General features: G+C 54.2%; 12 protein-coding genes. 4 read left to right on the forward strand and 8 right to left on the reverse strand.

Annotation, left to right across the window (positions count from 1 at the left end; genetic code table 11):
• Positions 1–72: 72 nt before the first annotated feature.
• The 3 genes from AC6IZD_RS09720 (at position 73) to AC6IZD_RS09730 (ending at position 2544) form a co-directional block, all read left to right on the forward strand.
• On the forward strand, positions 73–942 hold the full coding sequence (locus AC6IZD_RS09720) for a class II fructose-bisphosphate aldolase (protein WP_497787495.1): 870 nt from the start codon (positions 73–75) through the stop codon (positions 940–942).
• A 14-nt stretch (positions 943–956) separates the two neighbouring features.
• Entirely contained in the window at positions 957–1751 is a 795-nt protein-coding gene (locus AC6IZD_RS09725; RefSeq protein ID WP_497787496.1) for an HAD-IA family hydrolase, read from the forward strand.
• 196 nt (positions 1752–1947) lie between these two features.
• Entirely contained in the window at positions 1948–2544 is a 597-nt protein-coding gene (locus AC6IZD_RS09730) for a glycerol-3-phosphate responsive antiterminator (protein ID WP_497787497.1), read from the forward strand.
• Positions 2545–2553: 9 nt separating this feature from the next.
• On the opposite strand, the gene AC6IZD_RS09735 is transcribed toward AC6IZD_RS09730, so the two are convergent.
• The 3 genes from AC6IZD_RS09735 to AC6IZD_RS09745 all read right to left on the reverse strand — a co-directional run bounded on the left by AC6IZD_RS09735 (position 2554) and on the right by AC6IZD_RS09745 (position 5536).
• Positions 2554–4014, reverse strand: a complete 1461-nt coding sequence (locus AC6IZD_RS09735) for a transaldolase family protein (protein ID WP_497787498.1) — start codon at positions 4012–4014, stop codon at positions 2554–2556.
• Between the two features lie 474 nt (positions 4015–4488).
• Positions 4489–4899: a response regulator gene (locus AC6IZD_RS09740; RefSeq protein WP_497787499.1), complete on the reverse strand. Its 411-nt coding sequence runs from the start codon at positions 4897–4899 to the stop codon at positions 4489–4491.
• Between the two features lie 58 nt (positions 4900–4957).
• Positions 4958–5536: an RNA methyltransferase gene (locus AC6IZD_RS09745; protein ID WP_497787500.1), complete on the reverse strand. Its 579-nt coding sequence runs from the start codon at positions 5534–5536 to the stop codon at positions 4958–4960.
• Positions 5537–5628: 92 nt separating this feature from the next.
• Between AC6IZD_RS09745 and AC6IZD_RS09750 the strand changes: the two genes are divergently transcribed.
• Positions 5629–6078: a thioredoxin family protein gene (locus tag AC6IZD_RS09750; protein WP_497787501.1), complete on the forward strand. Its 450-nt coding sequence runs from the start codon at positions 5629–5631 to the stop codon at positions 6076–6078.
• 12 nt (positions 6079–6090) lie between these two features.
• Here the strand turns inward: AC6IZD_RS09750 and AC6IZD_RS09755 are convergent, their stop codons facing one another.
• The 5 genes from AC6IZD_RS09755 to AC6IZD_RS09775 all read right to left on the reverse strand — a co-directional run bounded on the left by AC6IZD_RS09755 (position 6091) and on the right by AC6IZD_RS09775 (position 13509).
• Positions 6091–7914 carry a methyl-accepting chemotaxis protein gene (locus AC6IZD_RS09755; RefSeq protein ID WP_497787502.1) on the reverse strand — a complete coding sequence of 608 codons (1824 nt, stop codon included), beginning with the start codon at positions 7912–7914 and terminating at the stop codon, positions 6091–6093.
• 128 nt (positions 7915–8042) lie between these two features.
• On the reverse strand, positions 8043–9143 hold the full coding sequence (locus tag AC6IZD_RS09760; protein ID WP_497787503.1) for a protein-glutamate methylesterase/protein-glutamine glutaminase: 1101 nt from the start codon (positions 9141–9143) through the stop codon (positions 8043–8045).
• 4 nt (positions 9144–9147) lie between these two features.
• The gene (locus AC6IZD_RS09765; RefSeq protein WP_497787504.1) at positions 9148–10038 is read right to left on the reverse strand and encodes a CheR family methyltransferase; all 891 of its coding nucleotides are present in this window, start codon (positions 10036–10038) and stop codon (positions 9148–9150) included.
• On the reverse strand, positions 10013–10504 hold the full coding sequence (locus AC6IZD_RS09770; RefSeq protein WP_497787505.1) for a chemotaxis protein CheW: 492 nt from the start codon (positions 10502–10504) through the stop codon (positions 10013–10015). Before AC6IZD_RS09770 ends, AC6IZD_RS09765 begins: the two co-directional genes overlap by 26 nt.
• Before the next feature lie 17 nt (positions 10505–10521).
• Positions 10522–13509 carry a methyl-accepting chemotaxis protein gene (locus AC6IZD_RS09775; RefSeq protein ID WP_497787506.1) on the reverse strand — a complete coding sequence of 996 codons (2988 nt, stop codon included), beginning with the start codon at positions 13507–13509 and terminating at the stop codon, positions 10522–10524.
• Positions 13510–13549: the final 40 nt, after the last annotated feature.

Here is a 13549-nt window from a genome sequence, read left to right on the forward strand (position 1 = left end):
TTCCAACAAGTCATCAACGGGGCCTTGCGCTTTGGTACAAGGCCCCCTGCCTAGAATCAAGGAGTTATCGTTATGCCTGTAGTACCGATGACAGAAATTCTTGAGCCTGCCTTTGCGAATCGATACGGAGTGGGAGCGTTCAATATCGTGAATGACCTCTCGTTGTCTGCAGTGCTCCAGGCTGCGGCACAGACTGAATCTCCCGTGATCATTCAAGTCTCGGTAAAGACCGTGAAGATGTTCGGCGCAAAGCTGATCCAGAAAATGTTCGAGGAGATGGCATCAAAGGTACCGATTCCTGCCACGCTCCACCTCGATCACTGTCCAGATGTCGCGATGATCAAAGTGTGTCTAGATGCTGGGTGGAATTCCGTGCTGTTCGATGCGTCAAATCTGAGCTACGAAGACAATCTGCGCCAGACGAAGGAAGTTGTCGCGATGGCGCGTAAATGCGGAGCCGCAGTCGAGGGCGAATTGGAAGCTGTACACGGCGTCGAAGATGGCGTCGGCAGCGAAGAGCAGGGGGAACTGGTACCTCTCGACAAGTGCGTGGAGTTCCTTGAACAGACAGGGATCGATGCATTTGCTCCTGCGATTGGCACGGCGCATGGCGTGTACAAGTCAACACCAAAGATAGATTTTGATCGTGTGAACCAGATCGTTAAAGCGCATCCAACTCCGATCGTTCTACATGGCGGAACAGGACTGACGAATGACGTGTTCAAACGGCTGATCGCCGAAGGGTGTGCGAAGGTAAATATCTCAACTATGTTGAAGATCACCTATTGTGACGGGTATCGGAATTATCTGAACGCGAAGCCGAATGAGCATGATCCTCTGAAAGTAATGAAAGCCGTCCACGACGAAATGATCACCATGGCCAAGGGCTTCATGGAAACCTTTGGTAGCGTTGGTAAAGCAAAAGCAGCCCAGCCTGCGTAATCGGACACACAACGATGGACAGAGCATTGATTTTCGATTGTGACGGTGTGTTGGGCGACACGGAATTGTATGGTCACCTTCCGGCGTTCAACCAGATGTGGCAGAAGCTCGGCGTGCCATGGCAATGGTCGCGGGAACAGTACGCTGTGAAGCTGAAAATCGGCGGAGGCAAAGAGCGCATGGCGAGCCTCTTTGATGACGACGACTTTCGTTCGCTCGCTCCGATTCCCCTAGACGCGGAAGAGCGCAAGGCGCTTATAGCTCGCTGGCACAAAGAAAAGACGGCCATCTACGAAGGCATCATCAACTCAGGGAAGGTTCCGGCTCGACCGGGTGTGAAAAGGCTTTCGGAGGAGGCCCGGAACGCGGGGTGGAAGTTGGCGGTTGCATCTACATCGGCTCCGACCGCGGTGCAGGCAGTGCTGAAGTACACCATGGGCGAGGGACTTGCCCGCGAGTTCCTGGTATTGTCGGGCGATGTGGTTCCGAAGAAAAAGCCTGCACCCGATATCTATAATCTTGCGCTGGAGAGGCTGGGACTGCCGCCTACAAGATGCGTGGCAGTAGAGGACTCACGCAATGGGATGTTGGCTGCTTATGCGGCACAAATCCCGGTCTTGGTAACGCTCAGCGCCTTCACGCAGAACGAGGACTTCCACGAGGCAGCGCTGGTGGTCGATTCTCTTGGCGACCCTGATGGCCCGCGCTGCAAGGTGCTCGCCAGTCGCGCACCAAACCATATTGGCGATTACGTGACGCTTGCAGACGTCGCCAAACTGGCTCAACCGGAGTACATCTCTGCGAGCTAGTTACTGAATCGTCTCAGATTCGATCCATTCACCTCCGATGTGAGGGAAGAAGATTAATCTACCCTCACATCGAACTGTGAGCTGTGCCCTGTGCATCTTCTCTAGATGGGCGCTACATTGGCGAGCGCCGTCACGGCGACACAGAAGACAGAGGTGAACCTTGCCAGCCAAGTCCACAGAACGGGAAAAGCTCTCATTGTCACGCCAGAACGAACTGCAGTCGTCCCGTGAGCGACTCGGCGGATTGCTCGAACTTTCCCGAGTGATCCCATCTGTGCGCACGCCTGAGAACCTGGCTGCGGCATGCGCCTCTCCTTCGAAGATTGTGTTCCTACTATTTGGTTCACCGCTGACGGTTGGTGGCCTTGCGCAGAGGATAAGCGACGCAGGCAAGGTACCCATTGCCAACCTCGATCTGCTCTCAGGATTTGCCCGGGACACAGCCGCAATCGAGTTCCTGGCGCGGTCAGGGATGACAGGCGTTATCTCAACACATCAAGATGCCCTGCGAGCCGCACGAGCCTCTGGCATGCTTGCGTTTCAGCGAACCTTCGCGCTGGATTCAGTTGCGATGGCCAACAGCCTACGCACGCTTGAGCACTTTGATCCGGATGTCATTGAACTTCTTCCTGCAATAGCCGCTCCCCTGACGCTTCCGTTGCTGCGTGCGGTTCGACCAAGACTACCGGTCATCGGCTGCGGGCTGATCCGATCGCTTATGCAGATAGAGGAAATCGTGAGCAAGGGAGTCACATCGATTTCGGTAAGTGATCCCTCGCTCTGGGTGATTTGATCGTTATCGCTACACCTGGCCTTTGGCCGCATTCAGGAAGCGTCTGTGATAGGAGACAACCTGATTGGCCGATGTGAACTGTGCTAAGTAATTTGGCTCCGCCGTGATCACCACACGATCCATCACATCCTGATACTCAGGATCAGCCAACAATTCCGCGATATCCGGGAAATTGCTCTCACCTTCCATGCTGCAGATGATCAGTCTCGTGTCTTTCAGATGAACATTTCGTAGCAGCCGCAGGTTGTGGCGTGCGGCGTCGAGACCATCGCTGCCCTCGGGAGTTTGGAACTTGCGATAACTCAGAATATGCTCGGCAATTCGCTTTACTTCCAGCAGGTCTAGCGTGCTGCTGGATGGAGGCAGATAGTCTTTCTCGATCAGAAGAGTACGAACTTCTTCCAGGAACTTCGGCTCGCCCGATGCGGCATAAAGGTCGAGTCCTCGTTGCATGAGACGCGACTGGGTCGCGCGATGACGGATGAAACTGTTAATAAAGTACGGCTTCGCCTGCAGGGCAAGGATGGCTTGATAAGGCTCAAACATGAGGGTAAAGTTCACGCGGAACCCATTCTCGTGAAGCATGAGAGCTAGGTTGTGAGCACGGAATGCATCCTTGGTCTCTACCTCGTCGTACCGTTTGCTGAACTTCTTGTCTCCTGTTAAGAGTTGCCCCATGTTCTCCGCATTCACCGGCCCAGTGTGCGGCACCTTGATGACAACCCTGTATTCGGAAAGAATCTCGCGGAAGTGACAAGCCTCATCCAGCAACTCATGTTCGGACTTCGCAAAAGGATTATTCAGCTCCACGCTAATGTCGCAGCCCGGGCCAAGAATGGTCCCCAACTCACGCATGACTTCATCGCGAGTGGCGAAGCGGTGTCCTACATTTGCCTTGGGATTGTTGATGAACAGGTCGTAGATGATCCCGGGATTGCAGGTCAGATTTGAAATAATCTTTCTTACTGGCTCGACTTCGTAAGGGTTTGCCGTGTCGGCTGAAAAGAGAACACTCGTCGGACGTTTTACGCCGTTAGCTCCGTAGGAAATATCGCGAACCAGATCCAACCTGAGGACACCGTCTGCCTCCAGGTGCATCTCTACCCTGAAGCCAGCAGGGATCTCTTCCGGGCCGGCATGGAAGTAATCAATCACACGGCGAAAGTCAGAAGTGACTCCCAGGTATTGGACCTGCAGTAGCAGCGCTTGGAAGGCAGCAAATGTGAGCGGCAGGTGCTGTGCACGACGGAAGTATTCCTCGTCACCATGAATAAGGGAAATCGTTCCAGCAGTATTCTTGCCGCCCACCAGACTGGCAAGACTGCATTGGATAGCTGGAAAGACTCCTGCAGGCCTCGAGTTTGCCACGGCTTCGCAGCTGTTAGTTGAATCGTGACTCGAGCGTTGCTCCCCAGAAATGGCCGAGGCGGGCGTAGATGGTTCGACTGGGGCAATCAAAGATTGAGACATCGTCGGACTCCTTCGCTGCTGAATTTCGGTGTGCCCGCGAGCAAAGGTCGAAAGTTACTTTGCGCATAAAAAACCGCCCTGCTCCTGTGCGACGTGCAAAGGAACAGGGCGGTTTTGTATGAGGGCTCTACCGCTCGCAGTAAAGGTGCCACTGATGTCCGCTGCTGTCAAGACTAAGAGCGGCTTTTAGGTGTGATAAAACTTGATGTGAAGGAACCCTGATACTAACTCAGGGGCAGCATTCGACGTTGAGCAGAGATGGCGAGTTGTAAGTCCTTCTCTGAGTTTTCTGCGGCGCATGCCCAATGGTGCGCGTTCTTCTTGTCCGCCTTCACCAAGTGACAATGCAGCAAATAGGTATGGATCGCTTGTTGGATTCTATGCGTATCGGCTCCGGTGGCGAACCGAGTTGCCTGAAATACGAGATCATGACGGACGGCAAATCTCTTTTTAGAAGATTGCTGCATGTGAGTCTCAGTCGCCGCTCGCAGCCAGAGCTAGCGTGGGTTCGCGAAGCGAAACCAACGAAAGTAGCTGGGTGAATGAAAATGGCTTCTGAATGAATGTGAAGGCGGTGTGCACATGGCCACGCGCGTTCGAGTTCGAGTTCGAAAGCGGCTTACCAGACATCAGAATGACTTCGCACTCAGGATTGCGTTCATAAAAGGCGTGTGCAAGAGTGATTCCATCCAAACCCGGCATATCGATGTCGGTTATTAGAATGTCGGGCGTACGCTCCCCGGCACGGTCCAGCGCCGATTGGCCATCATAGAAATTCTCTATTTCGAATTGCGATTTTCCGAGCGCAATCGCGAGCGCGTCAGAAATCTCCTTCACGTCGTCTACAACAAACAGTAATCCTGCCATACAAGCAATAGACGGCATGGCTCGCAGATTGATTACATCCAGCTACAAACTTTCTTGAGCTCGCACTGCCTCTGGGTTAGTCGCTTGAGTCCGTGCTAAGAATGCGGTACTTGCGCAGCAATTCATAGAGCACGATGCCACCTGCTGTCGCCACATTGAGCGAAGTCTTTTGGCCGAGCATTGGAATCCGGACGTGCACGTCTGCCATTTTCAGCAACTCCGGCTGAAGGCCTTCGACCTCATTCCCGAATGCCACGCAGACCGGAAATCTAGGCTGCCATTCAAAGAGGTCGATGGAGTCCACGCTGGTCTCAACTGCGGCGATCTGGAACCCACGCGCTCTCAGGCTCTCTGCCATATTCACGGCATCCCAGTCGTGCTCCCACGGGACTGTCTCTTCCGCTCCCAAAGCTGTCTTCGAGATAGCGGACTTCGGTGGATGTGCTGTGATGCCGCAAAGGCAGAGTTTCTCTAAGCCAACTCCATCAGCGGCGCGAAAGAACGCACCAACGTTGTACATGCTGCGCACGTTGTCGAGCAGCACGGCGGCGGGAAGGTGCAGGCCTTCGTATCCCGCTGAGAGGTCCGGGCGGAGGACACCGTCTGGAGCGGGCGCGGGCTCAACACTCGTGAAGGAACAGTCTTGGTTGCTCATTGGTGGTCAGGAACCAACATATCACTGTCGTTGAGCACTTTTCAGATAACGTTGATAGCGTTTTCGCATTCTGATATGCGTAGGTGGTGTCGATGGATTTGATTCGTACGTGCAATCATTGTGGACAACGCAATCGAGTAGCGATAGCGCGACTGAATAGTGGACGCTGTGGTGCTTGCAAAGCAGAGCTTGCGCCGATCAGCGAACCGATTGACGTGGACTCTGCGCTGTTCGATCGCATCATTCAGGAGTCGCCGCTCCCGGTTTTGGTTGACTTTTGGGCTGCTTGGTGTGGACCTTGCCGAATGGCAGCTCCCGAAGTTGCACGCACAGCCACTGAAATGGCTGGTAGGGCGATAGTCGTCAAAGTAGATACAGAACGCTATCCAGAGCTGACCGCGAAATTCAATGTACAGGGCATACCCAATTTTGCCGTCTTTGCGGGAGGGAGACTGCAATTCCAGCAAGCAGGACTGGTGAATCATGAGCAGATGAAGCAATGGCTCTCAACGGCTGCCATTGCAGGCAAGAGGGCATCGTAGCTTGCGCAGAGACTAGAACAATTCAACTCCGTCATCGTCCACGGTTTCCGGATGAACATCTTCTGCTGCGCTTGCGCCTGCTCCCGTCACTACCGCAGGAAAGAACTGCGAGTGAATCTCCCGCTCAGACTCCATTGAATAGAGTGACGCCAAGTGTTGGTCGTCCTCATCCGATTGATCCTGCTGTGCAGATACGTCGAGAGTGGCAAGGACGCCATCGCAGCCATGAACGGCCGAGTCAAAGGCAGCTTCAATTGCATCTCGTGCGCCTTCCAGAACCTGGGCATCGTGAAGTTCGTCGCTGAACTCCTTCACGGCCTCTGAGAGCAAGTTTAATTTCGCGCAGAGCTCCTGCTGCCCAGTGCCGATTGATGCTGAGAGAGCCCTCAATTCAGAGTCAACTTTGTCGGAGTCGCACCATACCTCCGAAACGTTAGTTGACGAGCCTCGTTCGTGCGTCCGAGACGTCACCATTTCGCCGATGGATGAAAGAACATTAACGAGAGCTTCAGCATCAGCACCGCTTCGTTGGGTGATGCTGTGCACCTCTGCCCCGAGCGTCTCAAGCGCTGCACCGTCCTTGCCCCAACGCTCTACCTCGACCATTGCATTGAGCGCAGTCAGGTGCATTCCAAACTGAATCTCCTGAACGCTTCGAACCTGCTTGGTCATTTCGCCCACGGATCGCAGGACTGAGTCGAACGCAGAAAGCACTTTTTCACAGTGCACAGAGTACTCGCGATACGACGGATAGATTTCCTGCAAGGCGCTGCCGATGCTTGAAGCGAATGAATTTCCATCGCTAGAGACGACTGAAGTCAGATTGACGATGTCAGCAGCCAAGGCGTCGATGTCACGTGAGACTGCGTTCATGCTGTCGATCATGGATGCAACGGACTGCAACACCAGATCACTTGTCGACTTAAGCTGTGAACGGCAGAGTGCCACGGTTCGCCCGTAGTTGGCGGTTGATCCTGACGCCTCGACATGCGCGATGGCCTCTCTGACGTGATCAATTCGCTGCTTCGCAATATCCTGAACCTGCAGCGAAATCACCATCTTCTCTATCGCCTTGCGAATAGAGGCGAACCTCCCGTCCAAGTTCTTTGCCATAGAGCTAGCAGCTTCGATGCGCTCTGACAACGAGTTCAGAATCCGATCGGCGCGTACAACCAGACTCTGCTGCTGACTGTGCAACTCGTGTTCGGATTGGCCGGTTTCGCGCAGGATGCCTGTGATGAGTCCATTGGTGCTAGCTGTGATAGTTGAAATCTCATCCATGCAGGCACGGATCCGCACCGTCAAGCTACCCAACGCATCAGCCAAAGAGAAGCCGCCGTTGCCGCCGAGTTTCGCGCGGCTTGCTTCGATTCTCGTGAGCACGTTTATGCAATTGAGCAAGGCCGGGAGTTGCTGTATTCGCAGTACAGGGTTGCGAACCTTCGACAACTCTTGCGACACACGACTGAGCTGGTCGCGTCCTTCCGTCAAGACGTCCTGTACCTGCTGAGTCTTCGCCACCAAATCCTGAAGAACAACTACGGCATGTTTGCAATCGTCCCCGGCTGCAAGTTCGGACGCATCGTGTGAAAGCGAGTTTACTTCCCTGCTCTTCGATGAGAGTGGCTGCAGCTTCCCAGCAGTTCTAAGAAGGTTCTCCGCTACACAGTTATCGAGGCTATCCAGTTGTCTCTTGATTACCGTGAACGGCATCGCCGAAGCAACGAGGAGTGATTCCTGCTCAGGGTGGTTCGCACGTTCTGGAGCAGACGCTATCGCGTTCTGAAGTGACCTTAAGATGTCTGTAACCTTGGTTCCGTACGTGCGAATATTCATGCCATCACTCTTAAATACTTACAAAAGTAACTTGCGGTCGAGCCGCTTTCTGGACTTTCAATTCGTCAGGTAGAAACATCTGGTGCGTCTATTGACCTACGATGGGCCGCGTTGAATCGACTAAGGCATCAGCGACTACGTTGAACGACTTCTCGGGCGATCTGATGCAAAGGCAAAACCTTGTTCACAGCACCGGCCTTTATCGCTTCGGCAGGCATGCCAAAGACAACACACGATGCCTCATCTTGAGCAATATTGAATCCACCAGCGTCCTTCATTTCCGCCATGCCCCTTGCGCCGTCATCGCCCATTCCGGTCATGATGACTCCGATTGCGTTCTTACCTGCACTCTGCGCGGCCGACCGAAAAAGTACATCGACGGACGGACGATGACGACTCACCAACGGACCTTCGCGCACCTCCACGAAGTAGCGCGCGCCGGAACGCTTCAGCAGCAGGTGCTTGTTCCCAGGTGCGATGAGCGCCTGGCCTCGTATGACAGATTCGTTGTTCTCCGCTTCCTTCACCGTGATGCGACACTGTTTGTCCAACCGTGATGCGAAGTTGCGGGTGAAATTCTCGGGCATATGCTGGACAATAACGATCCCTGGCGCATCGGTAGGCATTGCCTCAAGTAGTTCGCGGAGAGCCTCAGTTCCGCCAGTTGAAGCACCAATAACGACGATCTTTTCTGTCATCTCGATACTGGTTCTTGGCTGTGCTTTTTCAATTACTGCATCGGCGGTGAGCTTGGGATCTACCTTGAGCGCTGGAACTGGAGGCGAAGATCGGCGCGGCCGAAGTCGAGCCAAGGCCGCCGATTTTACGATATCGCAGATGCGAACACGGGCTTCCTCGAAGAACTCCCGCGCTCCGAGCTTCGGCTTAGTGATGATTTCGACAGCACCTCTCTCGATTGCCGTCAGTGCTGCCTCGGAGCCGGCATTACTCAGCGTTGAACAAATCACCACCGGGATTGGATGTTGACTCATCAGCTTCTCAAGGAACGTCAGCCCATCCATCCGTGGCATTTCGATATCGAGCGTGATCACATCTGGGACGTCCTTCTTTATGCGCTGCACTGCAGCGTAAGGATCAGGCGCAGTTGCAATTACTTCGATTTCCGGATCACTCTCGAGTATCTCCCTCAGCACCTGGCGGACGAGCGCCGAGTCGTCAACGATCAATACGCGGGTCTTCTGTCTTACAGCAGGCGTGTTGGTGGACATATTCTCAGAAAGGCTTCCTGAAGATCGCGGTCTGTACACACTGCAGAGGTATATCGGCAGCGGCCATAGATTCTGAATGCCCAAGAAACAAATATCCGCCAGGAGCGAGATGCCGACATACTTTTCTGATTACGGATTGCTGGCGAGGCTTATCAAAGTAGATCAGTACATTTCGAAGAAATACGACATCGTAGGTTTCGGATATGCCGTAATCGTGACTCATCAGGTTCAGTTGGTGAAAGCTGACCTTCTTACGCAGCTCCGGAACAATTCGAACCAGACCTTCGGCACGATCCCGGCTGCGCAACAGATACTTACTCCGAAGCTCAACCGGCACAGGCGCAACCTGGGATTCGACGAAGATTCCCTTTTGAGCGTGGGCCAATACTCGAGTCGAGATGTCGGTGCCCAACACGGCGAAGTCACAGTTCCGTTCGCGAGCTAGGCATTGGCTGAGCACCATGCAGAGGGTGTAGGGCTCTTCACCCGTAGAGCAAGCAGCACTCCACGCATTGATTGGTCCACGTGACCGCGACCTGGAGTGCAGGAGACGTGGTAACGCCTCCTGCGCCAGGTATTGAAAATGCTCGGGTTCACGGAAGAAGTCCGTCTTGTTCGTCGTGATTACGTTGATGAACTGCTCGCGTTCCTCCCCGTTGGGCGATGAAAAGAAGTACTTCTCATACGCGTCCATTGACCCAAGTCGCAACTCACGAACGCGCCGAAGTAGACGACTCTGCACGAGTGGGAGCTTTGCCTCGGGCATGTTGATCCCTAGCTCATCGGTGATGTACCGAGCAAATACGGCAAAGCTCTTCGTGGACAGCGAGTATCCACCAGATGAGCTAACATCCTCGATCGGACAGGGGCTAGTCACTGATTGATTGCTCAGCATGACCACCCTCTGATGCGACCGCGGCAAGTTCGTCTGACGAGAATACAGCGTTCACATCGAGGATAATGAGGAACTCATCTCCTCGTCTTCCCATGCCTTGGATTAGCTCAGTCCGCCATCGCATCGCAATACGAGGTGGCGGACTGATGCTGGCTGCGTCCAATTCGATTACTTCATCGACGCTGTCGGCGATCCCCCCGAGTACTGTGGTCTCGCCGTCCAGCTCTAATTCCATCACGATGATCCTCGTGTTCACTGTGTCCTGGCCCGGAGGCAGACCAAAACGACGTCGCAGATCAACGACGGGAATCGCCTGACCACGCACGTTCACCACACCACGCATGTAATCGGGGGCGGTTGGAACGCGCATGATCTGAGAGACTTCGAGCACTTCTCGCACTTGAGCGACATTGATTGCAAAGAGTTCGTCGCCGAGCCTAAATGTGATGTATTCAGTATTCGTCAAAGTCATCTCGCCCCCAGTTACGCGTGGTATGCGCTGAAATCCGCATCGCGGGAATCGGCAGTCCCTGTATTGGTTCCTAGCTCAATGCTCACGCCATCATTCTTGAGCGAACGCATAGGATCGAGTCCCTTCGTCGTGCGCACCTGCCCCGAAGAACGGCGTTGAACGGCGTCCCTCAACTTGCGCCTCACGGCGACCTGCGCGTCCCCTATTTTGAAGAAGCTGACAGCAGACTGTAACGCTTCAGCTTCTTCTGAGAGCTTCTCCGCAGTGGATGCTAACTCCTCGGAGGCGGAGGCATTTTGCTGGATCACAGCATCGAGCTGCTGTATCGCCTTGCTCACCTGGGTTACCCCAGTGCTTTGCTCTACGCTGGCAGCCGCAATCTCTCGCACGAGTTCGGCAGTCTTCTGAATGTCTGGTACGAGCTTTGCGAGGAGTTGACCGGCGCCCTCGGCGGTATGCACTCCGTCTCCGGTAAGGCGACTGATCTCGGCTGCTGCCGTCTGGCTGCGTTCGGCTAGTTTGCGAACCTCGGAAGCAACAACGGCAAAGCCCTTCCCATGCTCACCAGCTCGCGCAGCTTCGACTGCCGCATTCAGCGCCAGCAGATCTGTCTTGCGTGCGATCTCTTCAATGATGCTGATCTTCTCAGCTACTTCTTTCATCGCGACGACGGTCTCGGTGACCGCGGCTCCACTTGCTTTCGCGTCTTCGGCAGCCTTCGAGGCAATCTTGTCAGTTTGTCGAGCGCTGTCTGCATTCTGCTGAACGCTCGATGCCATCTCCTCCATCGAAGAGCTACTCTCTTCAGCCGATGCAGCTTGTTCGTTCGAGCCCTGCGAAATCTGCTCAGCAGTCGCACTCATTTCATCGCTTCCACCAGCAACGTGATTCGCGGACTCTGTCACTGCCTTTACAGTGCTTCGCAGATTCTCAAGCATGCGAACCAGAGCTAAGCCAAGTTTGTCGCTTTCGGAGAGAACCTTTGCCTGAACAGTAAGGTCACCATTCGAAATCTGCTCGGCGACATGCACTGCGCCGTTCAGCGCGTCAATGCAAGCGTTGATTGCATTCTTGATCTGGTTGAAGTCACCTTGATATGCCCGCGTGATCTTCTCAGGGATATCGCCTCGGCCGATCTGGTCAAGGCATTCAGTAGCTACGGTCAGCGGTCCGGTAACGGCGTCCATCGTGGCATTCATACCTTCGATAACGCGACGATACTCACCGAGGTGTTTCGATACATCAACACGCGTTGCGAGCTTCCCTTCGACCGCAGACTGCGACAGGTATTGCGAATCCTTCACAAGCGAGTCGATAGCCTCCATCATCTGAATGAATCCGGGGCAGAAGGTGTCGTTTTCAGAGCGCTTGCCGATCTTCTTGAAATCCGCAAGTTTGCGGTGATAATCACCGTTTGCCACAGCTACGCACGCTTCGTTCGCCGACCTGACGCGCATCTCTGCGGTGTTCGTTGCCGTAGCGACTTCGGCGAAGAGGCCCTGATATTTGCCTTTCACTTCGGTGGTGAAGTCATTCAGCGCCATGCGCTGCAAAACCTGGTTCGTTTCGACCAACCCACTCAATCCATCTATGGAAGCATTGATGCTGTTCTTGATCTGGTTGTAGTCACCACGGTATGCCTGAGTGATCTTCTCGGGAATGACACCAGCGCCAACGCTGTTCAGAGACGCTACCGCGACCTTCAGCGGCTCTGTGATAGCGTCCAGCGTGGCATTCATGCCTTCGATCACGCGCCGATACTCGCCTTGATGTTTGAGGACGTCGGCACGACTGGAGAGATTTCCTTCAACGGCGGCACGCGACAAGAGTTGAGAATCGTTCACGAGTCCGTCGATGGACTCCATCATCTGGATGAATCCCGGGATGAAGGTGTCCTGCTCGGAACGCTTGCCGATCTTCTTGAAATCGGCAAGAGTGCCTCGATAATCGCCGTTGGCAACATTGACGCATGCTGTGTTGGCGGATTTCATTCGGCCTAGAGCGATGTTCGTTGCGGTGGCGACTTCAGCAAAGATGCCCTTGTAAGTACCGGTGACCAGAGTGGTCAGGTCGTTCACAGCCATTCGCTGCAAGACCTGATTTGTCTCGACGAGACCTCCTAAGCCGTCTATCGACGCATTGATGCTGTCCTTCAGCTGATTGAAGTCTCCACGATATGCGTCAGTGACCTTCGACGGAATCTCGCCGTTGGCGATCTTGTTCAGCGATCCCGCAGCGACATTCAGAGGCATGGTCACGGCATCTACAGTAGCGTTCATGCCTTCAATCACGCGGCGATATTCACCTTGATGCTTTGCAGCATCGGCACGCATTGACAGATTTCCGTCCACGGCCGCCTTCGATAGTGCTTGCGAATCTCGCACGAGAGCATCGATCGATTCCATCATCCGAACGAATCCAGGAATGAACGTGTCGTTCTCGGAGCGCTTCCCTACTCGTTTGAAATCCTCGAGCTTGGCTCGATAGTCGCCGTTTGCGATTGCGATGCAAGCTTCATTCGCTGACTTCACTCGCGTCTGTGCTGTATTGGTAGCTGCTGCGACGTCGGCGAATATTCCCTGATATGTTCCCTTAACTTGCGTTGTCAGATCATTGACAGCCATCCGTTGGAGGACCTGCGTGGTTTCCTGCAGTCCGGCCATGCCATCAATGCACTTGTTCAGGTTCGCCTTCAGAAGCTCCAGCTCGCCGACATAAGAGTCGCTGAGCTTAGTAGGAATCTCTCCCTTAGAAAGAGTTCCTGTGATGCCGAGCATCGTGCGGATCGGGGACGCGACGTTGCGGTCAAAGAAGAACACAACACTGACTAGGGAGCCGACGACACCAAGCCACAACAGAGTTCCGACGACCAACAGTGTTGCGTTTACGCTGACTCCTGGTTCGTGCAGTGCAAGGTAGCCAGTGACGCCGAGGCCTGCCATCAAGAGAAGACCGACCACGGTTATTGAGCGAAGTTTTGCTTCAAGTGAGTTGCCCATTAGAACGAGATTTCTCCTGTACAGCAACATTTCTCTGTTA

It is taken from the genome of Koromonas humicola (assembly GCF_059726255.1).

Excerpts from the sequence above, each read along its gene's own strand:
- AC6IZD_RS09720 (WP_497787495.1), top strand. The coding sequence starts at position 73 with ATGCCTGTAGTACCGATGACAGAAATTCTTGAGCCTGCCTTTGCGAAT.
- AC6IZD_RS09725 (WP_497787496.1), top strand. The coding sequence starts at position 957 with ATGGACAGAGCATTGATTTTCGATTGTGACGGTGTGTTGGGCGACACG.
- AC6IZD_RS09735 (WP_497787498.1), bottom strand. The coding sequence starts at position 4,014 with ATGTCTCAATCTTTGATTGCCCCAGTCGAACCATCTACGCCCGCCTCG.
- AC6IZD_RS09740 (WP_497787499.1), bottom strand. The coding sequence starts at position 4,899 with ATGCCGTCTATTGCTTGTATGGCAGGATTACTGTTTGTTGTAGACGAC.
- AC6IZD_RS09745 (WP_497787500.1), bottom strand. The coding sequence starts at position 5,536 with ATGAGCAACCAAGACTGTTCCTTCACGAGTGTTGAGCCCGCGCCCGCT.
- AC6IZD_RS09750 (WP_497787501.1), top strand. The coding sequence starts at position 5,629 with ATGGATTTGATTCGTACGTGCAATCATTGTGGACAACGCAATCGAGTA.
- AC6IZD_RS09755 (WP_497787502.1), bottom strand. The coding sequence starts at position 7,914 with ATGAATATTCGCACGTACGGAACCAAGGTTACAGACATCTTAAGGTCA.
- AC6IZD_RS09760 (WP_497787503.1), bottom strand. The coding sequence starts at position 9,143 with ATGTCCACCAACACGCCTGCTGTAAGACAGAAGACCCGCGTATTGATC.
- AC6IZD_RS09765 (WP_497787504.1), bottom strand. The coding sequence starts at position 10,038 with ATGCTGAGCAATCAATCAGTGACTAGCCCCTGTCCGATCGAGGATGTT.
- AC6IZD_RS09775 (WP_497787506.1), bottom strand. The coding sequence starts at position 13,509 with ATGGGCAACTCACTTGAAGCAAAACTTCGCTCAATAACCGTGGTCGGT.